This window comes from Thioalkalivibrio sp. ALE28 (genome assembly GCF_000377425.1).
GTDB lineage: Bacteria > Pseudomonadota > Gammaproteobacteria > Ectothiorhodospirales > Ectothiorhodospiraceae > Thioalkalivibrio.
In genome coordinates, this window is the sequence record NZ_KB898102.1 from 37,036 (window position 1) to 57,908 (window position 20,873).

Annotated in this window: 22 protein-coding genes; 6 read left to right on the forward strand and 16 right to left on the reverse strand. The window is 68.1% G+C overall.

What is annotated here, in order from left to right:
* Nucleotides 1-11: 11 nt before the first annotated feature.
* From hisS to D105_RS0110440, 15 genes are all read right to left on the reverse strand, one after another.
* Nucleotides 12-1,292: a histidine--tRNA ligase gene (gene hisS / locus D105_RS0110370; protein ID WP_018878360.1), complete on the reverse strand. Its 1,281-nt coding sequence runs from the start codon at nucleotides 1,290-1,292 to the stop codon at nucleotides 12-14.
* Nucleotides 1,293-1,336: 44 nt separating this feature from the next.
* Nucleotides 1,337-2,518: a helix-turn-helix domain-containing protein gene (locus D105_RS0110375; RefSeq protein WP_018878361.1), complete on the reverse strand. Its 1,182-nt coding sequence runs from the start codon at nucleotides 2,516-2,518 to the stop codon at nucleotides 1,337-1,339.
* Nucleotides 2,515-3,285 carry a type IV pilus biogenesis/stability protein PilW gene (gene pilW / locus D105_RS0110380; RefSeq protein WP_018866820.1) on the reverse strand — a complete coding sequence of 257 codons (771 nt, stop codon included), beginning with the start codon at nucleotides 3,283-3,285 and terminating at the stop codon, nucleotides 2,515-2,517. The genes D105_RS0110375 and pilW overlap by 4 nt, the downstream gene beginning before the upstream one ends.
* Nucleotides 3,282-4,415, reverse strand: a complete 1,134-nt coding sequence (locus tag D105_RS0110385) for a bifunctional tRNA (adenosine(37)-C2)-methyltransferase TrmG/ribosomal RNA large subunit methyltransferase RlmN (RefSeq protein ID WP_018866821.1) — start codon at nucleotides 4,413-4,415, stop codon at nucleotides 3,282-3,284. Before D105_RS0110385 ends, pilW begins: the two co-directional genes overlap by 4 nt.
* Before the next feature lie 113 nt (nucleotides 4,416-4,528).
* Nucleotides 4,529-4,960 carry a nucleoside-diphosphate kinase gene (gene ndk / locus D105_RS0110390; protein ID WP_017942415.1) on the reverse strand — a complete coding sequence of 144 codons (432 nt, stop codon included), beginning with the start codon at nucleotides 4,958-4,960 and terminating at the stop codon, nucleotides 4,529-4,531.
* A gap of 434 nt (nucleotides 4,961-5,394) precedes the next feature.
* A complete protein-coding gene (gene iscX, locus D105_RS0110395) occupies nucleotides 5,395-5,598 on the reverse strand; it encodes a Fe-S cluster assembly protein IscX (RefSeq protein WP_018866822.1) in 204 nt (67 codons plus the stop codon).
* Between the two features lie 14 nt (nucleotides 5,599-5,612).
* Nucleotides 5,613-5,951, reverse strand: coding sequence for an ISC system 2Fe-2S type ferredoxin (gene fdx / locus D105_RS0110400; RefSeq protein ID WP_018866823.1), 339 nt, complete (start codon nucleotides 5,949-5,951; stop codon nucleotides 5,613-5,615).
* 4 nt (nucleotides 5,952-5,955) lie between these two features.
* The gene (gene hscA, locus D105_RS0110405; RefSeq protein ID WP_026280466.1) at nucleotides 5,956-7,839 is read right to left on the reverse strand and encodes a Fe-S protein assembly chaperone HscA; all 1,884 of its coding nucleotides are present in this window, start codon (nucleotides 7,837-7,839) and stop codon (nucleotides 5,956-5,958) included.
* Nucleotides 7,840-7,875: 36 nt separating this feature from the next.
* The gene (hscB, locus tag D105_RS0110410) at nucleotides 7,876-8,403 is read right to left on the reverse strand and encodes a Fe-S protein assembly co-chaperone HscB (protein WP_018878363.1); all 528 of its coding nucleotides are present in this window, start codon (nucleotides 8,401-8,403) and stop codon (nucleotides 7,876-7,878) included.
* A gap of 104 nt (nucleotides 8,404-8,507) precedes the next feature.
* On the reverse strand, nucleotides 8,508-8,831 hold the full coding sequence (gene iscA / locus D105_RS0110415; RefSeq protein WP_018875726.1) for an iron-sulfur cluster assembly protein IscA: 324 nt from the start codon (nucleotides 8,829-8,831) through the stop codon (nucleotides 8,508-8,510).
* A gap of 7 nt (nucleotides 8,832-8,838) precedes the next feature.
* Complete coding sequence (gene iscU / locus D105_RS0110420) at nucleotides 8,839-9,249, reverse strand: Fe-S cluster assembly scaffold IscU (protein WP_018866826.1); 411 nt, start codon at nucleotides 9,247-9,249, stop codon at nucleotides 8,839-8,841.
* A 54-nt stretch (nucleotides 9,250-9,303) separates the two neighbouring features.
* Nucleotides 9,304-10,527 (reverse strand): IscS subfamily cysteine desulfurase, encoded by a 1,224-nt coding sequence (locus D105_RS0110425; protein WP_018866827.1) that lies wholly within the window; start codon nucleotides 10,525-10,527, stop codon nucleotides 9,304-9,306.
* Between the two features lie 6 nt (nucleotides 10,528-10,533).
* The gene (locus tag D105_RS0110430) at nucleotides 10,534-11,046 is read right to left on the reverse strand and encodes an Rrf2 family transcriptional regulator (protein WP_018866828.1); all 513 of its coding nucleotides are present in this window, start codon (nucleotides 11,044-11,046) and stop codon (nucleotides 10,534-10,536) included.
* Between the two features lie 58 nt (nucleotides 11,047-11,104).
* On the reverse strand, nucleotides 11,105-11,932 hold the full coding sequence (gene cysE / locus D105_RS0110435) for a serine O-acetyltransferase (RefSeq protein WP_196799349.1): 828 nt from the start codon (nucleotides 11,930-11,932) through the stop codon (nucleotides 11,105-11,107).
* A gap of 56 nt (nucleotides 11,933-11,988) precedes the next feature.
* Nucleotides 11,989-12,732: an RNA methyltransferase gene (locus D105_RS0110440; RefSeq protein WP_018875728.1), complete on the reverse strand. Its 744-nt coding sequence runs from the start codon at nucleotides 12,730-12,732 to the stop codon at nucleotides 11,989-11,991.
* Nucleotides 12,733-12,879: 147 nt separating this feature from the next.
* On the opposite strand from D105_RS0110440, the gene D105_RS0110445 reads away from it, so the two are divergent.
* Nucleotides 12,880-13,692 (forward strand): inositol monophosphatase family protein, encoded by an 813-nt coding sequence (locus tag D105_RS0110445; protein ID WP_018866831.1) that lies wholly within the window; start codon nucleotides 12,880-12,882, stop codon nucleotides 13,690-13,692.
* Nucleotides 13,693-13,910: 218 nt separating this feature from the next.
* Here D105_RS0110445 and D105_RS0110450 read toward each other — a convergent pair whose 3' ends face one another.
* A complete protein-coding gene (locus tag D105_RS0110450) occupies nucleotides 13,911-15,821 on the reverse strand; it encodes a thioredoxin domain-containing protein (RefSeq protein ID WP_018878364.1) in 1,911 nt (636 codons plus the stop codon).
* 113 nt (nucleotides 15,822-15,934) lie between these two features.
* Between D105_RS0110450 and D105_RS0110455 the strand changes: the two genes are divergently transcribed.
* The 5 genes from D105_RS0110455 (at nucleotide 15,935) to D105_RS0110475 (ending at nucleotide 20,841) form a co-directional block, all read left to right on the forward strand.
* Nucleotides 15,935-16,945, forward strand: coding sequence for a MerR family transcriptional regulator (locus tag D105_RS0110455; protein WP_018866833.1), 1,011 nt, complete (start codon nucleotides 15,935-15,937; stop codon nucleotides 16,943-16,945).
* 24 nt (nucleotides 16,946-16,969) lie between these two features.
* Nucleotides 16,970-18,532, forward strand: a complete 1,563-nt coding sequence (locus tag D105_RS0110460) for a cryptochrome/photolyase family protein (protein WP_018878365.1) — start codon at nucleotides 16,970-16,972, stop codon at nucleotides 18,530-18,532.
* Nucleotides 18,532-19,938: a deoxyribodipyrimidine photo-lyase gene (locus D105_RS0110465; protein WP_018866835.1), complete on the forward strand. Its 1,407-nt coding sequence runs from the start codon at nucleotides 18,532-18,534 to the stop codon at nucleotides 19,936-19,938. The genes D105_RS0110460 and D105_RS0110465 overlap by 1 nt, the downstream gene beginning before the upstream one ends.
* Nucleotides 19,939-19,956: 18 nt before the next feature.
* Nucleotides 19,957-20,220 carry a hypothetical protein gene (locus D105_RS0110470; RefSeq protein ID WP_018866836.1) on the forward strand — a complete coding sequence of 88 codons (264 nt, stop codon included), beginning with the start codon at nucleotides 19,957-19,959 and terminating at the stop codon, nucleotides 20,218-20,220.
* A gap of 129 nt (nucleotides 20,221-20,349) precedes the next feature.
* Nucleotides 20,350-20,841: a hypothetical protein gene (locus tag D105_RS0110475; protein WP_018866837.1), complete on the forward strand. Its 492-nt coding sequence runs from the start codon at nucleotides 20,350-20,352 to the stop codon at nucleotides 20,839-20,841.
* Nucleotides 20,842-20,873: the final 32 nt, after the last annotated feature.

A 20,873-nucleotide genomic window follows, 5' to 3' on the forward strand; every position in this document is an offset into this window, starting at 1 on the left:
CGCTGGCGCGGTTACGACCGCTGCGCCAGCGCTGTACGGAGATGATCGGCCAGTGCGGTACGCTCCACGGCTACCTGCTCGCCTCCCTGCGATCTTAACGGCTTCACCGTCACGGTGCCCGCGGCGTGCTCGTCACTCCCGAGGACCAAGGCGTAGTGGGCGCCGAGGCGATCGGCCCGCTTCATCTGCGACTTGAAGCTGCCGCCGCCACAGTGCTGGACCAGGCGCAAGCCGGGCAGCTCGCCACGCAGCGCCTCGGCCAGTTGCAGCGCCGGCCCCACCAGTTCGTCGCCCCCGACGATCAGGTAGGCATCGGGTCCGGGCGCGGCGGGGGCCTCCTCGCGGGCCTCCAGCAACGCCACCAGGCGTTCCAGGCCCATGGCCATGCCGATGGCCGGGGTCCCGCGCCCCCCCAGCTGCTCGACCAGGCCATCGTACCGGCCCCCGGCGCAGACCGTGCCCTGGGCACCGAGATCGTCGGTGATCCACTCGAACACGGTGTGCGTATAGTAATCGAGCCCGCGCACCAGTCGCGGATTGTGCTCGTAGGGGATGCCCAGCGCATCGAGGTGCGCGCACAGGGCATCGAAATGGGCGCGGGAGGCCTCGTCGAGGTCGTCCATCAGGCTGGGGGCGTTGACGACGATCGCACGGGTTTCCGGGTGCTTGCTGTCGAGGATGCGCATCGGGTTGTCGTAGAGCCGACGCTGCGCCTCCTCGTCCAGGGCCTCCCGGTGCTGTTCGAAATAGGCGATCAGATGGTCGCGGTACCGGCGGCGGCTTTCCGGCGTCCCCAGGGTGTTCAGCTCCAGGCGCACGTTGGCCAGCCCCAGCATGCGCCACAGGCGCGCGGTCATCGCCAGCATCTCGGCGTCCACATCCGGCCCCGGCAGACCGAAGACCTCGACCCCGACCTGGTGGAACTGGCGGTAGCGCCCCTTCTGCGGCCGCTCGTGGCGGAACATCGGCCCCAGGTACCACAGCCGCTGCACCTGATTGTGCAGCAGCCCGTGCTGGATCCCGGCGCGCACGCAACTGGCCGTGCCCTCGGGACGCAGGCTCAGGCTGTCGCCGTTGCGGTCATCGAAGGTGTACATCTCCTTCTCGACGATGTCCGTGACATCCCCGATGGAACGCTTGAACAGCTCGGTCGCCTCGACGATCGGCATGCGGATTTCATGGTAGCCGTAGCCCTCCAGGACCTCGCGCAGCGTGTCTTCCAGGTGCTGCCAGACGTGAATGGACTCGGGCAGGATGTCGTGCATCCCGCGGATCGACTTGATCGCTTTCATGATGTCTTTTCTTGTACGTGATGGCCGCGGGGGCAGATCCCGCGTCAGCCTTCCAGGTCGAAGCGCGCGGTGCGGTCGCTCCGGATATGCGGCTCGAGATCCACTGGCGTGCCATCCAGTGTCAGCGAGACACCACCGGCGTTGCCGAGGATCACACGGCCCGGCAGTTCCAGGCGCAGCGTCTCGCGATCCCCCGAACTGAGCACGCCGGTCAGGACGACCTCGTCAGCGGCGTCGCGGATCTCCACCCAGGAGGTTTCGGAAAACTCCAGCACCAGCTCGGCGCCCCCGGCGGCGTCCGCCGCCGGAGCCGGCGATGCCTCGGCCGGCGCTTCGGCCTCCGGCAGCGACGCGACCTCGGGCGTGACCGGCTCCTCCGGCACGGCCACGCGCTCGGTCAGGGACTCGGCCGTGATCGCGAGGGCCCCGCCTTCCTCGGTGCCCGCGTCGGGGGTACCCTCGCCCGCCTCGATGGGCCCGGTGGGCTCGGCTTCGGCTGCCTCGGCCGCCGGGCTGTCCTCCGTCCCGCCCTCGGTCGGGAGCGCTTCCGGGGGCGCGGCTTCACCATCCGGCACCCCGGCCGGTTCCTCGTCCGTCAGCGCCGGATCCGCAAGGCCCTGTACAGCCTCCCGGGCATCCCCAAGGTTGATGGACGGCAGGCCGAGCGCGCCCGTGCGCTCGTTCCAGGCATAGACCCCGAGCCCCAGCAGGGCCACAAGCAGCAACAGTGCCAGCCAGTAGATCCCGCGGCTGCGGCGGCGCCGGCGTGCCCGCGCCGAGGGGGTCGCGACCGCCTGCAGCTCGGGATCCACCAGCCCGTGCTGTTCGAATGACTGGATCCAGGGTCCCACGTCCACCCCCAGTTCGCGGGCACAGGAGCGCAGGTACCCGCGTACGTAGGCCGGCGGCATGTGATGAAAGCGATTGGCCTCGAGATCTTCCAGTGTGCCGCGCCCGAGGTGGATCCGACTGGCCAGGGTCGCGGTATCGAGGCCTGCGGCCTCGCGGGCACGGCGCAGACTCGCACCGGGCTCGTTCTCGCCCCCGGGCGTCTCTGCCTCGGCCTCGGCGGGACGGTCGCGCGTGGTCAGGCCGTGCGCGGCCGAGAACGACGGCTCGGGGTCCGGGTCGCTCCCCTCGGTACGCAGGGGGGCGACGTTGGTGGTCGAATCGTCGACCTCGTCGACCCGCCCCAGGTCCGGTTCCTTGTCGCGCGGATCGCTCATCCTTCACGCTCCAGACGCCGCAACTCGGTCATCTCGTCGCTGTCCGGATGCTGACGGCTCAGGCGCTCGGCACAGGCATTGGCCGCGCGGCTGTTCCCCAGCGCGGTTTCGGCCTGGTAGCACAGCAGAAGGGTCTCGGCGCTCTCGATGCCCTGGCTGTCCAGCCGCTGCAGGAACGCGCGGGTCTGCATCGGCCGGCCGTCCTGGTAGGTCAGCCGGGCCATCTCCAGCAGCGCGCGGGGATAGCCGGGATTGATCTCCAGCGCCTGACGGAGCTGGCGCTCCGCCTGCTCGGTATCGCCCGCATCGGCGTGGCAGACGCCGGAGTTCATGTAGGCGATGTCGCGGCGGTCATAATCCGGATTGTCGATGGCGCGCGCGAACAGGGCCTGCGCCTCGTCGAATTCCTCGCGGCTGCACAACAACGCCCCCAGGTTGGTCTGGGCGAAGGGGTTGCCCTCGTCACGGCGCAGGGCCCGGCGGTAATGTTCCTCGGCGCGATCCAGCTGGCCCTTGCGTTCGAGGACCGCGGCCATGCCGATATTGGCCAGGGCATCGCCGGGGTCATAGTCCAGCGCCCGACGCAGGTTGCGTTCGGCCTGTTCGAACTCGCCCTCGCGCAGATACCCGATCCCGAGCTCGGCGTGCACCTCGGCGGCCTCCTCGCGCTCGCCGGACACCGGCCGGTCGGCCGTGGCGGCACAGCCCCCCAGCACCAGCGCCAGCGTCAACGCCGCGGCGAGGCGCCAACCCGCGCGTCCCGTCATGAAGCCCTCCGATCCGTCTGTGGCAATTCGGCGTGCAGGCGGAACATGCGCATCCCGCGATTGGTACGGTCCTCGACCTGGCCCACCAGCTGGCCGCAGGCGGCATCGATGTCATCCCCGCGGGTACGCCGCACGGTGGTGACGTAGCCGGCCTTTTGCAGCCGTCGTTCAAAGGCCAGCACATCGGCCTCCCGCGGGCGGTCGAACGGGGCCCCCGGGAACGGATTGAACGGGATCAGGTTGATCTTGCCGGGAATACCGCGCAACAGTCCGGCGAGCTCGTTGGCATGTTCCGGCTGGTCGTTGACCCCGGCCAGCAGCACGTATTCGAAGGTCACGCCGCTGTGGGCATCGGTCGCCTCCACATAGCGGCGACAGCTGTCCAGCAGCTCGGCGATCGGGTACTTGCGGTTGATCGGCACTAGACGGTCGCGCAGCGCATCATTCGGCGCGTGCAGACTGACGGCCAGCGCGACATCCGTGTGTTCGCTCAGACGATCCAGCGCCGGCACCAGACCGGAAGTGGACAGGGTCACGCGCCGCCGGCTCAGGCCGTAGGCGTTGTCGTCGGTCATGAGCTGGCAGGCCGGCACGACCGCGTCGAAGTTGGCCAGCGGCTCGCCCATCCCCATCAGCACCACGTTGCTCACCGCCCGCTTGCGCCCTTCCGGCGCCGGCAGGCGCTGCATGGCCAGCCACACCTGGCCGATGATCTCGGCGCTGGTCAGGTTGCGGTTGAAACCCTGCTGAGCGGTGGAACAGAAGGTGCAGTCGAGCGCGCAGCCGACCTGGGAGGAGATGCACAGCGTGCCGCGCCCGCCCTCGGGGATGAAGACGGTCTCGATGGCATTGCCGTCGGGGAGCCGCAGCACCCACTTGACGGTGCCGTCGGCGGAGGCCTTTTCCAGCCCGATCTCGGGGACGCGGATCTCGGTCTCGCGCGCCAGGCGCTCGCGCAGCTTGCGCGAGACGTCGGTCATCTGCTCGAAGTCGGTGACCCCGCGCTGATGGATCCACTTGACGAGCTGGGTGGCACGAAAACGCGGTTCACCCCACTGCGCCAGCAGCTCGACAAGCTGTTGGTGGCTGTAGCCCAGCAGATTCAGGGGGGTGGAGGATGCGCTTGCCATATCAGGGACCGGTTGGCTCAAGTCCCCTAGTGTACTGTGCCGAAGGGATGCCTGCCTACGGGGCCCGGCGCGCGGTGCAACCGGGCCCCGCAGCACATGCGGTGCGGACCGTCTTAGCGGGTGCGCGGGCAGACGCCGTCGTCACCGAAGAAGAAGGCGATCTCGCGCTCGGCGGTCTCCGGGGCATCGGAGCCGTGCACGGCGTTCTCGTCGATGGATACGGCGAAATCGGCGCGGATGGTGCCCGGGGCCGCTTCCTTCGGGTTGGTCGCGCCCATGATGTCGCGGTTCTTGGCGATGGCGTCTTCGCCTTCGAGGACCTGAACCAGCACCGGGCCGGAGATCATGAACTCAACCAGATCGTTGAAGAACGGGCGCTCCTTGTGCACGTCGTAGAAGCCTTCGGCCTGTTCGCGGCTCAGGTGCATCATGCGCGCGCCAACGACCTTCAGGCCGGCCTTCTCGAAGCGGCCGATGATGTCGCCGATCGCGTTCTTGGCAACGGCGTCGGGCTTGATGATGGAAAGGGTGCGTTCAACGGCCATGGGGCGGCTCTCCTGCTACTTGGATGGATGTCATTCGCCGGGCCCGTCTGTAAACGCGAGAACCCGCCGTACGGCGGGTTCCCAACGCAAAACGACGCGGACACAACGTGCGGCGCGTAGTCTAGCGACCTCCCACGCCCACGGCAATCCACCGCCGCAAACCCCGATTTCACCACGAAGCACACGAAGGCACGAAGAAGGTCAAGGTCGGTTGAACCACGGAGTTCTCGGAGGACACGGAGCCAATGGATGAAAAACACCAAAGTACTGGGCTGGGGCGTCAACCAAACCCGAAAGCGGATGGTGCTTCAACGCACTTCCCTTCTCTGTGTCCTCTGTGTTCTCAGTGGTGGAAAAGGGTTTCGCCCTTGAATTTCTTCGTGCCTTCGTGAGCTTCGTGGTGAATAAACGCCCTTGAACGCCAAAGCGCCCGGTCAGTCGTCGACGTCGGCCTCGTCCATCCAGGCGGCCTGGATCGCCTCGAGGATGCGCTCGCCGGAGCGGTTGGGGTCATCGTCGAAGTCCGGCAGGTTCATCACCCACTGGCGCAGGTCCACGAAGTTGATGTTGCGCGGGTCGACGTCCGGGTGTTCGTCGGCCAGCTGCATCGCGATTTCCTGGGTATCGGTCCACTTCATCGCCTTTCCCTCGCTCAGTGGTTCTCGGAGACCTGATTGATGGTGTACTTCGGCAGTTCCACCACGAGGTCCGTGTCCGCGACGATCGCCTGACAGGACAGCCGCGAGTCCGGCTCCAGGCCCCAGGCCTTGTCGAGCATGTCCTCTTCGTCCTCGGTGGCCTCCTCCAGACTGTCCAGCCCCTCGCGCACGTAGACGTGGCAGGTCGTGCAGGCACAGGACTTCTCGCAGGCGTGTTCGATCTCGATCCCGTTTTTCAGGGCGAGATCGCAGATGCTGATGCCCGGCTCGGCCTCGATGGAGGCCCCCTCCGGGCAGATTTCCTCGTGGGGCAGAAAGATTACCTGGGGCATGGTGTCAGTTCCCTGCGTCGTATTCGCTAACGTTGTGTCCGGCGAGCGCGCGCCGGATGCTGTCATTCATGCGCCGCGCGACAAAGGCCTCGGAGGCCTGCTCCACGCGCTTGCGCGCCGCCTCGATGGCGTCGGGGTCGGCCCCCTTCTCGCGTTCGGCGCGCAGGGCGTCGCGCGCCTGCTCGATGGTCTGGCGTTCCGCGGCCTCGAGGTAGCGGTCACCGTCCGTCTCCAGCGCGGCGTCCAGCGCCTCGAGCACGCGGTCGGCCTCGACCTGTTCCTCGCGCAAGCGCCGCGCCTCCATGTCCTCGCGCGCGGAGGAGGCGGAATCGCGCAACATCTGTTCGATCTCGGTATCCGTCAGGCCATAACTCGGCTTGACCTCGATATGCGCCTCGACCCCCTGGGTCTGCTCGCGTGCCGTTACGTTCAGCAGGCCGTCGGCGTCCACCTGGAAGGTCACGCGAATGCGCGCAGCGCCCGCGACCATCGGCGGGATGCCCGACAATGTGAACCGGGCGAGCGAGCGGTTGGCATCGACCACATCGCGTTCGCCCTGCACCACGTGCAGCGACATCGCGGTCTGGCCGTCCTTGAAGGTGGTGAACTCCTGCGCCCGCGTGACCGGGATGGTGGTGTTGCGCGGGACGATGAACTCGACCAGACCGCCCATCGTCTCCAGCCCCAGCGACAGCGGGATCACGTCCAGCAGCACCAGTTCGGTATCCGGCTTGTTGCCGGCGAGGATGTCCGCCTGTTGCGCGGCCCCGATCGCGACCACGCGGTCCGGGTCGATGCCGGCGTGCGGGGTGCGGCCGAAGAAGCCCTCCACCGCCTCGCGCACCGCCGGCATGCGGGTGGAACCACCCACCAGCACCACCTCGTCGATGGCGCCGGGCTCCAGCCCGGCATCCTCCAGCACCTGCCGGCAGGCGGCCATGGTGCGCTCCAGCAACGGCCGCGCCAGCTCCACCAGGGTGTCGCGATCCAGCTCGCCGGACCAGGTGGAGCCGTCGGCGCGCCTGACCTCGACCGGGGTACGCGCGGCATCGGTCAGGGCCTCCTTGGCCTGGCGGGCGGCCAGCAGCACGCGGCGCAGGCGCTGCGGATCGGTCTCTCCGGCCATGCCGGCCTGGTTCAGCAGCCAGTCGGCGATGGCGCGGTCGATGTCGTCGCCGCCTAGGGCGGAATCACCGCCGGTCGCCAGCACCTCGAACACCCCGCGGCGCAGCTGCAGGATAGAGATATCGAACGTACCGCCGCCCAGGTCATAGACGGCAATGGTGTTCTCTTCGCCCTGGTCCAGTCCGTAGGCGACCGCCGCCGCGGTCGGCTCGCTGATCAGGCGGAAGACATTCAGGCCGGCCAGCTGTGCGGCGTCCCGCGTGGCCTGGCGCTGGGCATCGTCGAAGTACGCGGGCACGGTGATCACCACGCCTTCGAGTTCGTCGCCCAGGGTCTCCTCGGCCCGCTGGCGCAGGGTATGCAGGATCTCCGCGGACACCTCCACCGCCGTCTTGTCGCCCGCGGCGGTCTCGATGCGCGGCACGCTGGACTCGCCGGTCTTCAGCCGGAACGGCAGCTCGCCGGACAGCGTGGCGACGTCCGCCGCGCCGCGCCCGATGAGCCTTTTGACCGAGGCGATGGTGTTGTGCGGGTCATCCGCGGCGTGCTCGGCAGCCGCATGCCCCACGCTCACCGCATCCGCGGCATAGTGCACCACCGACGGCAGGATATGCCGACCCTGTTCGTCGGGCAGTGTGTCCGCCTCGCCGCTGCGCACGGTCGCGACCAGCGAGTGGGTCGTGCCGAGGTCGATCCCGGCCGCGAGATGGCGCTGGTGCGGCGCGGACTCGGCTCCGGGTTCGGTGATCTGCAATAACGCCATCGGGTATTCGGCTCCTTCACACGGGCGCGGCGGGTGCTACTTGCCGCGCGCCAGGTTCTGTCGGGTTCGTTTCGTTTCTTCCAGCAGGCGATCGAAGAAGCGCAGCTCCAGCACCCGGTCCTTGGCATCCGGCGCCGGGGTCCCCGGCTCCTTCAGGGCATCCGCCACCTTCGCCCGTGCCTCGGCGCGAGCCTGCGCCAGCTCGGTCGCGACCGCTTCCAGTCCGGCCGCATCCCCGCTCGCCGCGGTTTCCTCCAGGCGTTCACGCCATTCGATCTGCGCCTCGATGAACTCGATGTCCTGACTGGTATCGCGTTCGGGGTCAAAGGCCACCCCGGTCCGTTCCAGCAGGTGCACGGCCCGGCGGTAGTCGTCACCCAGGATCGCGTAGGCCTCGTTCACGTCGGCCGCCACCGCCGCCGCCATGCGGCGCGCCTGGTCACCCTGGCGCACGAAGCGGTCCGGGTGCAGTTCCGCCTGCAGGCGACGAAAGCGCTCGTCCAGCTGTTGCCGGTCGACCTCGAAGGCCACCGGCAGGTCAAACTGCTCGAATGGGTCGTTCATTGCGTCCCTTGCGACGGGCTTGCAAAAGAAAAGGGGTGGGACGACAGCCACCGGGGACGTATCCCCGGGCAACCGCCATGCACCACCCCGCGTGCGAGGCTCAGTCAGATGCTGAAGCTTTCACCGCAGCCGCACCGGGCCTTCTCGTTCGGGTTGTTGAACTTGAACCCCTCGTTCAGGCCTTCCTTGCCGAAGTCCAGCTCGGTGCCATCCAGGTACACGAGGGACTTCGGGTTCACGACCAGCTTCACGCCGCGATCCTCGAACACCGTATCGGTGTCCTCGATATCGTCGGCAAACTCCACCACGTAGGCCATGCCGGAGCAGCCGGTCGTCCTGACGCCCAGCCGGACGCCCACACCCTTGCCCCGCTTCTCGAGGAAGTTGTGGATGCGTTCGGCCGCGGGTTCGGTCACTGTAATCGCCATAGGGCCCTCAGGCAGATTTCTTCTCGGCTTCCGCGGCCTGGCCGTGGCGCTCCTGGTAGTTCGACACCGCCGCCTTGATGGCGTCCTCGGCCAGCACGGAGCAGTGGATCTTCACCGGCGGCAGGGCCAGCTCTTCGGCGATCTGGGTGTTCTTGATCTGGCTCGCCTCTTCCAGGGTCTTGCCGCGCACCCATTCGGTGAGCAGCGAGCTGGAGGCGATCGCCGAGCCGCAGCCGTAGGTCTTGAACTTGGCGTCCTCGATGATGCCCTCGTCGTTGACCTTGATCTGCAGCTTCATCACGTCGCCGCAGGCCGGGGCGCCGACCATGCCGGTGCCGACCGTATCGTCGTTCTTGTCGAAGCTGCCGACGTTGCGCGGATTTTCATAGTGGTCCAGAACCTTGTCACTGTAAGCCATGACCGTTCTCCTGTTGCGTGTGTACGCGTTGCGTTAGTGGTGTCGAGCGGGCCCCTAGTGGGCCGCCCACTCGACGGTGCTCAGATCGATGCCGTCCTGGTACATCTCCCACAGCGGGGAGAGCTCGCGCAGCTTGGCGACCGCGGCGCGCACGATCTCGACCGTATGGTCGATCTCCTCCACGGTGGTGTAGCGACCGATGGAGAAGCGGATCGAGCTGTGTGCCAGCTCGTCGTCGCGGCCCAGTGCGCGCAGCACGTAGGACGGTTCCAGGCTGGCCGAGGTGCAGGCCGAGCCGGAGGACACCGCGATGTCGCGCAGCGCCATGATCAGGCTCTCGCCCTCGACGAAGTTGAACGACACGTTCAGGTTGTGCGCGACACGCTGTTCCTGGTCACCGTTCAGGTAGACCTCTTCCATGCCGTCGAGACCGGCCCAGAGGCGGTCGCGCAGCATGCGCACGCGCTCCAGCTCGGGACCCATCTCGGCACCGGCGATCGCGAACGCCTCGCCCATGCCGACGATCTGGTGCGGCGCCAGCGTGCCGGAGCGCATGCCGCGCTCGTGGCCACCGCCGTGCATCTGGGCCTCGATGCGCACCCGCGGCTTGCGCCGCACGAACAGCGCGCCGATGCCCTTCGGACCGTAGGTCTTGTGCGCGGAGAAGCTCATCAGGTCTACCGGCAGCTTCGACAGATCGATCGCGACCTTGCCGGTGGACTGCGCGGCGTCCACATGGAACACGATCCCACGCTCGCGGCACAGGTTGCCGATCGCCTCGATGTCCTGGATGACACCGATCTCGTTGTTCACGTGCATCACCGAGACCACGATGGTGTCGTCACGCATCGCGTCTTCCAGCTCCTGCATGTCGACCAGGCCGTTTTCCTTCACGCCCAGGTAGGTGACCTCGAAGCCTTCGCGCTCGAGCTGGCGCGTGGTGTCCAGCACAGCCTTGTGCTCGGTCTTCACCGTGATGATGTGCTTGCCCTTGCGCTGGTAGAAGTGCGCCGCGCCCTTGATCGCCAGGTTGTCGGCCTCGGTCGCACCGGAGGTCCAGATGATCTCCTTCGGATCGGCGCCCACCAGCTGGGCCACCTGGCCCCGGGCGTTCTCGACCGCCTTCTCCGCGTTCCAGCCAAAACTGTGGCTGCGCGAGGCCGGGTTCCCGAACAGCCCGTCCTTGGTCAGGCAGCCCGCCATCTTTTCCGCCACGCGCTCGTCGACCGGCGTGGTGGAGGAATAGTCGAGATAGATCGGCAGTTTCAGGTCACTCATGGGGCGTTAGCTCCTCTCCGCGGCCGCCTCGGCGGCCGCATGGCTTTTGTCGGTCGAGGCCTGCAGGGAGGCGCCGTGCATCACGACCTCCTGCACACCGTCTTTTTCCATTTGTTCGCGGTGGCGCTGCAGCACATCCGCCAGCGAGCGGGTACTGAGAAAGTCGTAGACCTGCTGGCTCAGATCGGTCCACAGGTCGTGCGTCAGGCAGCGCGAATCGGAATTGCAATTGGCCTTGCCACCGCAGCGGGTCACGTCCACCGGCTCGTCCACCGCCACCACGATATCGGCGACGCTGATGCCCTCCGGATCCCGGCTCAGGGCATAGCCTCCGCCCGGACCGCGGCTGCTGTTCACCAGCCCCTTGCGGCGCAGCCTGGAAAAGAGCTGCTCCAGATAGGACAATGAGAGCTTCTGCCGGCGCGCCACCTCGGCCAGGGATACCGGCCCGTTGCGGGTGTGCATCGCCACATCCAGCATGGCGGTCACGGCGTAGCGGCCTTTGGTCGTCAGTTTCATGGTTGAGTGCACTTGTCGGTCATTTGCCGGCAAGCTTAGCAATACCTGACAAAAACGATCAAGTATTCCCCTGCTGTTTACGTTCTTGTTCGCTCGTGGCAGCTCCCGGGACCTCGCATTCGTCCGGCTCCAGGCCCTCCAGATCGCAGGCCTCCAGCGGGCCGGAATCGTCTTCGCCCAGGGCCTCGCCCGGGTCGATCCCGGCGCGCTTGAGCGCCTGGCAGGCCCGCTCCATGCGTTCGTCCAGGTCGTGCACCCGCTGCACGATACGGTGGATCGCGTTGGCCACCGGGTCGGGCATGTCGCGCGACAGGCCGTAGGCATCGAAGCCCATGCGGTCGGCCATCTGCTGGAATCGCGGATCGGGCTCGGGCCGTGGCCCGATGACCCGGGCCGGGATGCCGACCGCGGTCGCATCGGCCGGCACGTCCTTCAGGACCACCGCGTTGGAGCCGATGCGCGCATGGTCGCCAACGTGGATCGGGCCCAACAGCTTGGCACCCGCCCCGATGACCACCTCGTTGCCGAGCGTCGGGTGGCGCTTGCCCCCCTCCCAGGTCGTGCCGCCCAGGGTGACCTGGTGATAGATCGTGCAGTCGTCGCCCACCTCGGCGGTCTCGCCGATCACCACCCCCATGCCGTGGTCGATGAAGAAGCGCCGGCCAATGGTCGCACCGGGATGGATCTCGATGCCGGTGAGCCAGCGGCTGAAGTTGCCGACCACCCGGCCCAGCCAGCGCAGGCGATGCGTCCACAGCCAGTGCGCGAGGCGGTGATACCACAGGGCATGCAGCCCGGGGTACGCGGTCAGCACCTCGAAGGCGTTGCGTGCCGCCGGGTCGCGGTCAAACACGCAGCGAATGTCCTCGCGCATCCTGTCAAACATCGGCCGGCCTCATTCCTGAGTCTTGCACTAAGGTATCACGTGCCCCGCACGCGCCCTCAGCGGCCCCTTTCCGTGTGCGTCAATATACCGCGCAGCATGCGCACCTCGCTGGCGCTCAGGCCGGCCCGCAGATACAGGTGGCGCAGGCGCCGCATCAGGTGGCGCGGGTTGTCCGGATCGAGCACATCGATGGTGGTCAGGGCCTGCTCGAAATGCCGGAACAGCCCCTCCATCTCCGCCTGGGTCGCGGGCGGGTCCCGCTCCACCCCGGTCGGCTCGGCTCCGGACACGGCGGGTGCTTCGCCATTCAGCGCCGCCATGCGCAGCGCGTAGGTCATCACCTGAACGCTGCCGGCCAGATTCAGGGAGCTGAAATCGGGGACGGTGGGTATCTGCACAAAGGCGTTGCAATGATCGAGTTCGGCGTTGGTCAGACCGCTGTGCTCGCGACCAAAGACCAGGGCCACCGGCCCCTCGGCGGCGTTCGCCAGCGCCTGCCCGGCCGCGTCAGCGGGCCCCAGAACCGGTACCGAGTGGGTGCGCAGACGGGCGCTGGTCCCCACCACCCAGACACAGTCGCGGATCGCGGCGGCGAGGTCCTCGACCACGCGCGCACCCGCCAGCAGATCGTCCGCGCCCGAAGCCAGCGCCGTCGCGTCGGCATGCGGGAATCGCTCCGGCGCCACCAGCACCAGATCGGTCACCCCCATGGCCTTCATCGCGCGCGCCGCGGAACCGATGTTGCCGGGGTGCGTCGTGCCCACCAGCACGACCCGCACCCGCCCCAGGCGTTCTTCCATTCGTGGAGCCCCTCGTCAAAGGCCGGGGATTGTACACAGGGAACCCCGCGACTTCCCAAGAAAGAGCGGCTTGTGTATTGTTCGCGGCCTTCCCGCGGCGCGCCACAGGCGCCCGCCGGACACCCCGCAGAACACCAGGAGACCCCCATGCACCCCATGCTGAACACGGCGGTATCGGCGGCCCGCGAGGCCGGACGCATCACCACCCGCGCCTGGGGCCGGCCCGATCGCATGAATACCCGCGAGAAGGCCCGCAACGACTGGGTTTCGGACGTCGACCTCTCGGCGGAACAGGCGATCGTGCAGACCCTGCGCCGCGCCTACCCCGATCACGCGATCATGGCCGAGGAAGGCGGCGAGCAAAGCGGTGCCGATGCCGATTTCGTCTGGATCATCGACCCGCTGGACGGCACCACCAACTACCTGCGTGAGATCCCGCAGTACGGCATCTCCATCGCGCTGAAGCACAAGGGACGGCTGGAACAGGCGGTGGTCTACGACCCGCTGAAGGAAGAGCTCTTCACCGCCACCCGAGGTGCCGGCGCCTTTCTCAACAGCCGCCGCATCCGGGTCTCCGAGCGCAAGGACCTCAACGGCGCGCTTCTGGGTACCGGCATCCCGTTTCGCGAGGGCCAGGACCTGGAGCGCTACCTCAGCAGCCTGCGCCACCTGATCCCGGGCACGGCCGGCGTGCGCCGCCCGGGCTCGGCCGCGCTGGATCTGGCCTGGGTCGCCTGCGGGCGCTTCGACGGCTTCTGGGAGATGGGCCTCCAGCCCTGGGACATGGCCGCGGGCCTGCTGCTGGTGCAGGAAGCCGGCGGCGTGGTCAGCGACTGGCAGGGCAACCCGGACGTGATGCGCCGCGGCGACGTCGTCGCCGGCAACCCCAAGGTCCTCAAGGCGATGCTCCAGCGCCTGCACAAGGCCGAAAAGGAAGCCTCCGCCCGCTCCGACGCCTGAAGGGCCTGTTGGGTCACCACGAAGCACACGAAGGCACGAAGAAGGTCAGATGCGACTAACAGGAAGGTTAGAAGATAGGAAGGAATTTAGTTTGGATGAATGGCCCCGGAAACGGGCAAGTTACCACCAGAAATCGTTCCTTCCAGCCTTCCCTTCTTCCTGTTAACCGCCCTTGACCTTCTCCGTGTCCTCTGTGCGCTCTGTGGTAATACAGCCCTTCAGCGATCGCGCTGCTGCAGCCAGAGGATCAGGCGGGCGTGGTGGTGCGGGTCGGACTCGATGGCGCGCCCCGGGCGCAGGTCGTATTCCGCGAACGCCGCATCCACCACCTCGCTGGCATCACGCCACTCCGCGCTGAGCCGGAAGATCAGGGTCGTCGGCGACGGCCGGTGCACCGCCGGATGGAAGCGCTGCGAGATCATCCCCGGCAGCGGCGGCTCCGGCTCCGAGCGGAAGCCGTCGTCATCGCGGAAGCGTTCCCAGGCCGCCTCCAGCAGTGCCAGCGCCGGCCCCTGCTCGCCCTCGCCCGCGGCGGCCTTCCAGTCCCGCAGGCCGCGCGCGACAAAGGCGTAATCGTGCAGCGTGGCCGCCCCGGCCTGATCCGCGGGCAGCCCCATCAGCGTGGGCAATTGGTCGGGATCGGAAGCGACCTCCAGCAGCCAGCCCTGCACCGCCGCACCCGCCTCGCGGAAGCGCTCGTCATGCTGCGCCCCCTCCGCAAGGGCGGAGAGCAGCAGGCCATGCGCCCCGGTCAGGACCTTTTCGTCCCGCGGCAGGCCGCGCGCCTCGCGCGCCCGGATCAGCATCTCGCGCCCGGCGTTCACCTGCTCGCGAACCTCCGCCTCGTCCAGGTCAAAGCGCTCCGCCAGGGCCTCGACCCCCGCGCCGCGCCGGGGCAGGTAGCCGAGATCGAACACGGAACTCCCCTCCATGCCGAACCACGCGCGCACCAGGTCCGGGTAGTCATGGTCCGCCAGCGCGGACTCCAGATCCGCCTCGGGCCACAGGTAGGCACCCCCCTCACGCCCTTCCTCGTCGACCGCCGACAGGCTGGAGGCGAACCCGCGGAAACCACCCTCGGCGGTATCCGCCTGCTCGCCGGTCTCGTCCTCGCGCAGGGCCATGTCGCGCTTGACGAAGTCGAGGTTCTCCAGCCCCAGCTCGATCCAGTCTTCGCGACCGAAATGCTCACCGGCCCGTAGATACAAAAGCGCGAGCTGGGCCTGATCCTCCAGCATCACCTCGAAGTGGGGCTCGTTCCAGTCCGGCGACTCGGAATAGCGGAAGAACCCGCCCCCCAGCACGTCGCGCAGACCGGAGTGGGCCATCTCGTCGAGCGTGATTTCCAGGAACTCGCCGACCCAGCCAGGCGCGGTGCCCGCCTGCACGGCCTCCAGCATCGCGTGCAGATACGGCGAATGCGGGAACTTGGTGGAGCTGCCGAACCCGCCCTGCAGGTCGTCGGCCTCGCGCTCCAGGCGACTCCACAACACCTGCGGCAGGCGGCCGGCACGGCTTTCCGACAGGGGCTCCTCGCCCGCACGCAGTTGCTGGGTCAGCTCGTCACTGCCGCGCCGCGCCAGATCGACCAGCCGGTCGTAGTCCGCCTCCAGGCGTTCGGTAATGCCGTCGAGGAACTCGGCGAACTGATCGCGCGGGGCATAGACCACGCCGGTCAGGGCATGCCCCTGGGGCGTAACCACCACGTTGAGCGGCCAGCCCGCGCTCCCGGCGGTGGCGCGCTGAAACTCCAGCAGGTAGCTGTCCAGCGCCCCGTCGACCTCGCGATCGACCTTCACCGGGATGAAATTCTCGTTCAGCCGCTCGGCAATGCCCTCGTCCTGGAAGCTCTCTTCCTGCATGACATGGCAGTAGAAGCAGGAGTAGTAACCGCTGGAGATCAACAGCGGCCGCCGCTCCTCCCTGGCCTGTTCCAGCAGGGCCGGATCCCAGGCCCGCCACTGGACGGGGTCGTCCGTGTGCAGCCGGAGGTAGGGCGAGATGCTGTCGGCCATCTCGGGGTTGGCCTGCGCCACGCCGGGCATCGCGAGGGCTGCGACCAGCAGCGAAACAACCAGACCGGCCCGGCGATTTTCCGGCGTTGCAAACATGTGACCCTCCAGCAGCATCTAGAAAAGGTTGCTACCCTTTGGGACGCGAAGACCGGAAAGGTTCATCCCTGCAGCCCAATGGTCTCCGCGGATCGCATCCGGGATCCGGCACTTGTACATGCGCTGTATAAATGTCGTACAATTTATTCATGGCGAGCGCAACGCACATCGAACTTCAAGACGAAGAAGGCCTGTACCCGATCCGGCACGTGTGCGCGGAGACGGGCATTAACGACGTGACGCTGCGCGCCTGGGAGCGTCGCTACGGGCTCATTCGTCCCATGCGCACGCCCAAGGGCCATCGGCTCTACAGCCCCGGCGATATCGCCCGCATCAAGCGGATCATGGAATTGCTGGACCAGGGCATCCCGGTCTCCCAGGTCCACCGGGTTCTGGACGACGAACCCGCAGCCGCCACCCCCCGCCCGGATCCGGACGCGACCGAAGACGCCCCGGACACCACCACAAAGCCCCGGCATCGCGACAGCCCCGGCCCCGGGATCGCACCCCACACCATGGATCCGGTCGCCGAGGCACTGTACGACTCGGTCACGGATCTGGATGCAGGGGAGCTGGATCGCGTCTACGCCCGGCTGGTCATGCGCCACGGCTGGAATGGCGTGCACGAAAGCGCCTTCCTCGAGGTGTACCGCCGCCTGCGCGAGGAATCCCGTCACAATGCCGAGGGCGAGGTCCGCCTGGCGGTGTTCGCCGCCTGGGCCACGGCCGCATTCGCGGACCAGCTGCGCTCGGCCACGCGCGCCTGCGACGACCCGTCCTACCCCTGTCTGGTCCTGGGCGGCGGGCACCAGCAGGTCGGCGGACTGCTGCTGCAGCTTGCCTGCGCCCGCCACGGCCTGAAGACCCTGCCCCTGTTCGACGCCACCAGCCCCGAGGGTCTGGAGACGCTGATGCGCCGTCTGCGTGCCCCGGCGCTGATCATCCATGGTTCCTCGCAGTTGATGCGCAGCCCCGAACTGCCCCGGGTGGAGGCCATCCTCAACCAAGCCGGACCGCCCTGCTACCTTGCCGGCTCGGCCGCGCTGGAGCTTTCCAAGGTCAAGCACGGCCGCACGGTGGAGGTTCTGCCCGGACCGCCGCTGGAGGCCGCCGCACGACTCTCCCGGCACCTGCCCCAGTAGCCGCCGCGCGCGCCTCCCGGCTCAGTGGCCACCTCCGCCGCGTCCGTGCGCACCCTCCTGGTTGTGCTCGGCGACCAGCTCGCCCCCGACCACCCGGTTCTGCAGGAGCTGGACCCCGACCGGGATGCCGTGTGGATGGCCGAGGTGGCCCACGAATCCCGCCACGTCCTCTCGCATGCGGCCCGCACCACCCTGTTTCTGTCGGCGATGCGCCACTTCGCCCGGCAGCTCCGCAAGGCAGGCCTGAGCGTTCACTATCGCCATCTCGGGGAGCACCCCGAGCCAACCCTGGGCGAGGCCCTGGACACCGACCTGGAACGGCTCCAGCCGACCCGGGTGATCGTCCTCCAGCCGGGGGAACATCGTGTATGCCGTCAGCTTGAGGCCACCTGCCGCACCCGGGGCGTGCCACTGGAGGTCCGCGAGGATCCCTGCTTCCTGGTATCGCAGACGACCTTCGAGCAATGGGCCGGGACGCGCAAGCAGCTGCGCATGGAGTACTTCTACCGCCAGCAGCGAGCCGCCCTGGGCATCCTGATGAATGGCGACGAACCCGCCGGCGGACAGTGGAACTTTGACGCCGACAACCGCGAACATTTCGGCCGGGACGGGCCCGGCCTGCTGCCGCCCCCCGTCGCCTTCGAACCCGACACGATCACGCGCGAATGCCGGGATGCCGTCGCCCGGTATCTGCCGGAACTAGCGGGCCAGACGGATGCGTTCGACTGGCCGGTCACCCCGGAACAGGCACAACAGGCCCTGGCCGACTTCATCCAGCACCGCCTGCCCCTGTTCGGCACCTATCAGGACGCGATGTGGACCGACCAGCCGTGGCTCTATCACGCCCGCCTGTCGGCCGCGCTGAACCTGCACCTGATCCATCCGCGCGCGGTGATCGACGCGGCGGAACAGGCCTGGCGCGACGGCCATGCGCCGCTCCCCGCGGTCGAGGGGTTCATCCGGCAGATCCTCGGCTGGCGCGAATACGTGCGCGGGCTGTACTTCCACTTTGGCGAGGCCTGGCACGAATGGAACGCCCTGGAGGCGGATCAGCCGCTGCCGGCCCTCTACTGGGATGCCGAAACCTCCATGCAGTGCCTGCACCAGGCCGTGGGCCAGACCCTGAAACGCGGTTATGCGCACCATATCCAGCGACTGATGGTCACCGGGCTGTTCGCCCAGCTCCTGGGCGTGCGCCCGGCCGAGATCCACGCCTGGTATCTGGGTATCTACGTCGACGCCGTGGAGTGGGTGGAACTCCCCAACGTGGTCGGCATGTCGCAGTATGCCGACGGCGGCCGCATGGCCTCCAAGCCGTACGTCGCCACCGGCCGCTACATTCAGCGCATGAGCAACTACTGCCGGCACTGCCCGTTCGACCCGGCCGAGGCCCTCGGCGCGAAGGCCTGTCCGTTCACCACGCTTTACTGGGACTTCCTCGACCGTCACCGCGAGCGGTTCGCCCGCCACCCGCGCACCGCGCTGCAGTGGAAGCACCTCGAGAAGATGGACCCCGAACGCCTGGAGGCCATCCGCGCCCAGGCCCGCCACATCCGCGACACACTCGCGCAGGGAGACCGTATCTGATGCCGCGCCCCGGCCCCACCCTCGTCTGGCTGCGCCGCGACCTGCGCCTGGCCGACCAGCCTGCCCTGCACGCCGCCAGCGAGCGCGGCGGGCCGGTCATCCCGGTGTTCATCCATGCCCCGGAGGACGAGGCGCCCTGGCAACCGGGGGCCGCATCCCGCTGGTGGATGCACCACAGCCTGCAGGCCCTGGACCAGGACCTTTGCAAGAACGGTTCGCGCCTGATCCTGCGCGCCGGCCCCGCCCTTGACACCGTGCGGACCCTGGTACGCGAGACCGGTGCCACTGCCGTCTACTGGAACCGCCTGTACGAGCCCGCCCGGGTCCTGCGCGACCCGGAGATCAAGGCCGGCCTGCGCGCCGATGGCCTCGAAGTCCACAGCTTCAATGCCCACCTGCTGGTCGAGCCCTGGGAGGTCGAAACCGGCCAGGGCCGGCCCTACAAGGTCTTCACCCCATTCTGGAAGGCCTGCCTGCACCGCGGCATTGATCGCGACCCGCTGCCCGCGCCCAACGACCTGCCGCCCCCCGATGCCTGGCCCGCCAGCCTGCGCCCGGAAGACCTCGGACTCCTGCCCGAGATCGACTGGGCCGGGGGCCTGCGCGCCGCCTGGACGCCCGGGGAGGACGCGGCCCACCAGCGGCTGACGCAATTCCTCGACGGCGCGCTGCACGCCTACGCCAGCGAACGCGACCGCCCGGACCATGACGGTACCTCGCGCCTGTCACCGCATCTGCACTTCGGCGAGCTCTCCCCGCGCCAGATCCTGCGCGCCCTGCGCCAAACCGGCCTGCATCCGGACCACGGAGGACCCGAGGCCTTCGTGCGCGAGCTCGGCTGGCGCGACTTCGCCCATCACGTGCTCTATCACTTCCCGCACACCCCGGAACGACCGCTGAACCCGCGCTTCGAGGCCTTCCCCTGGCGCGAGGACGCGGCGGACCTGCGCGCCTGGCAGCAGGGCCGCACTGGGCTCCCGATCGTCGATGCCGCCATGCACCAGTTGTGGGAGACCGGCTGGATGCACAACCGCCTGCGCATGGTGGTCGGCTCCTTCCTGACCAAGAACCTGCGCCTGCACTGGCAGCATGGCGCGCACTGGTTCTGGGACACCCTGGTGGATGCCGACCTCGCCGCCAACACCCTGGGCTGGCAGTGGGCCGGAGGCTGCGGCGCCGATGCCGCGCCCTACTTTCGCGTGTTCAACCCGCAAACCCAGGGCGAACGCCACGACCCCGACGGCGCCTTCGTGCGCCGCTTCGTCCCCGTACTCAAGGACGTCGAAACGCGGTATATTCACGCGCCCGGCGCCGGCGGCGCACGCGGCTATCCGGCCCCCATCGTGGACCTGAAAGCCAGCCGCCAGGCCGCACTCGAGGCCTTCCAGGCCATCAAAGACCACTGATCGAAACAGGCCCCTACCATGAGCTTCTCCGAACAGAACCTGCAGTACCCCAAGGACGTGAGCTACAACTTCAGCCGCTACGACGACACCACCCCGGTACGCGTCACCCACGAGGGCAAGCGCTTCATCGGCCAGCTGCTGAACCACGAGGCTCCCTACCGTATCCGCGTAACCGAGGAGGTCGTCAGCCCGGGCGCCTCGCGCTTCATCCCGGTACGCGAGATCCAGGTCCAGACCCTCGAAGCGGTGGAATATCTGCACAACGGCCACCACGGGCACTGAACCACTGCCGACGGCCGCGCCCGACTCCGGGCGCGGCCGCTCCCCCGGCGTCGACCCGACATCGCTGCACGCAGCGCGCGCGGGACTGCTACTCTCGTAACAGGACCTCCGCCAAAAGGGACGACTGCCATGCACCGCTTACTTGCATCTTTCCTGCTTGGTGCCCTGCTGCTCCCCGGCCTGGCACTCGCCGACAAACCCGGCGATCAGCGTGCCATTGCCGGCATGGACACCGGGCGCATCCTCTGGGACATCACCATCGGCGAACCCGACCGGCTGATCGCCCGCCTGAGCGTGATCCGCGAGACCTACGACGACATGCAGCGCCAGGGCCTGGAGCCGGAGATGGTGTTTGCCTTCCGGGGCGGCGCGGCGGGGCTGATCGCCCGCTCCACCGACCACCTCGATATCGAGGACGTCTCCGCCGTGCGCCATATCCACGAACGGCTGGAGGGCCTGCTGGAACTGGACGGCATCCACATGGAGGCCTGCAGCATTGCCACGCGGCGCTTCGACCTCGAACAGGACGACCTGCTGCCCGGGATTCACCTGGTCGGCAACACGTTCCTCTCGATCATGGGCTACGAAAACCAGGGCTATGCAACCATCCGCATTGACTGACCCCGGCCGCGGAATGCCGGTACAATCAACCC

Excerpts from the sequence above, each read along its gene's own strand:
- hisS (WP_018878360.1), bottom strand. The coding sequence starts at position 1,292 with ATGAAAGCGATCAAGTCGATCCGCGGGATGCACGACATCCTGCCCGAG.
- D105_RS0110375 (WP_018878361.1), bottom strand. The coding sequence starts at position 2,518 with ATGAGCGATCCGCGCGACAAGGAACCGGACCTGGGGCGGGTCGACGAG.
- pilW (WP_018866820.1), bottom strand. The coding sequence starts at position 3,285 with ATGACGGGACGCGCGGGTTGGCGCCTCGCCGCGGCGTTGACGCTGGCG.
- D105_RS0110385 (WP_018866821.1), bottom strand. The coding sequence starts at position 4,415 with ATGGCAAGCGCATCCTCCACCCCCCTGAATCTGCTGGGCTACAGCCAC.
- ndk (WP_017942415.1), bottom strand. The coding sequence starts at position 4,960 with ATGGCCGTTGAACGCACCCTTTCCATCATCAAGCCCGACGCCGTTGCC.
- iscX (WP_018866822.1), bottom strand. The coding sequence starts at position 5,598 with ATGAAGTGGACCGATACCCAGGAAATCGCGATGCAGCTGGCCGACGAA.
- fdx (WP_018866823.1), bottom strand. The coding sequence starts at position 5,951 with ATGCCCCAGGTAATCTTTCTGCCCCACGAGGAAATCTGCCCGGAGGGG.
- hscA (WP_026280466.1), bottom strand. The coding sequence starts at position 7,839 with ATGGCGTTATTGCAGATCACCGAACCCGGAGCCGAGTCCGCGCCGCAC.
- hscB (WP_018878363.1), bottom strand. The coding sequence starts at position 8,403 with ATGAACGACCCATTCGAGCAGTTTGACCTGCCGGTGGCCTTCGAGGTC.
- iscA (WP_018875726.1), bottom strand. The coding sequence starts at position 8,831 with ATGGCGATTACAGTGACCGAACCCGCGGCCGAACGCATCCACAACTTC.
- iscU (WP_018866826.1), bottom strand. The coding sequence starts at position 9,249 with ATGGCTTACAGTGACAAGGTTCTGGACCACTATGAAAATCCGCGCAAC.
- D105_RS0110425 (WP_018866827.1), bottom strand. The coding sequence starts at position 10,527 with ATGAGTGACCTGAAACTGCCGATCTATCTCGACTATTCCTCCACCACG.
- D105_RS0110430 (WP_018866828.1), bottom strand. The coding sequence starts at position 11,046 with ATGAAACTGACGACCAAAGGCCGCTACGCCGTGACCGCCATGCTGGAT.
- cysE (WP_196799349.1), bottom strand. The coding sequence starts at position 11,932 with ATGTTTGACAGGATGCGCGAGGACATTCGCTGCGTGTTTGACCGCGAC.
- D105_RS0110440 (WP_018875728.1), bottom strand. The coding sequence starts at position 12,732 with ATGGAAGAACGCCTGGGGCGGGTGCGGGTCGTGCTGGTGGGCACGACG.
- D105_RS0110445 (WP_018866831.1), top strand. The coding sequence starts at position 12,880 with ATGCACCCCATGCTGAACACGGCGGTATCGGCGGCCCGCGAGGCCGGA.
- D105_RS0110450 (WP_018878364.1), bottom strand. The coding sequence starts at position 15,821 with ATGCTGCTGGAGGGTCACATGTTTGCAACGCCGGAAAATCGCCGGGCC.
- D105_RS0110455 (WP_018866833.1), top strand. The coding sequence starts at position 15,935 with ATGTCGTACAATTTATTCATGGCGAGCGCAACGCACATCGAACTTCAA.
- D105_RS0110465 (WP_018866835.1), top strand. The coding sequence starts at position 18,532 with ATGCCGCGCCCCGGCCCCACCCTCGTCTGGCTGCGCCGCGACCTGCGC.
- D105_RS0110470 (WP_018866836.1), top strand. The coding sequence starts at position 19,957 with ATGAGCTTCTCCGAACAGAACCTGCAGTACCCCAAGGACGTGAGCTAC.
- D105_RS0110475 (WP_018866837.1), top strand. The coding sequence starts at position 20,350 with ATGCACCGCTTACTTGCATCTTTCCTGCTTGGTGCCCTGCTGCTCCCC.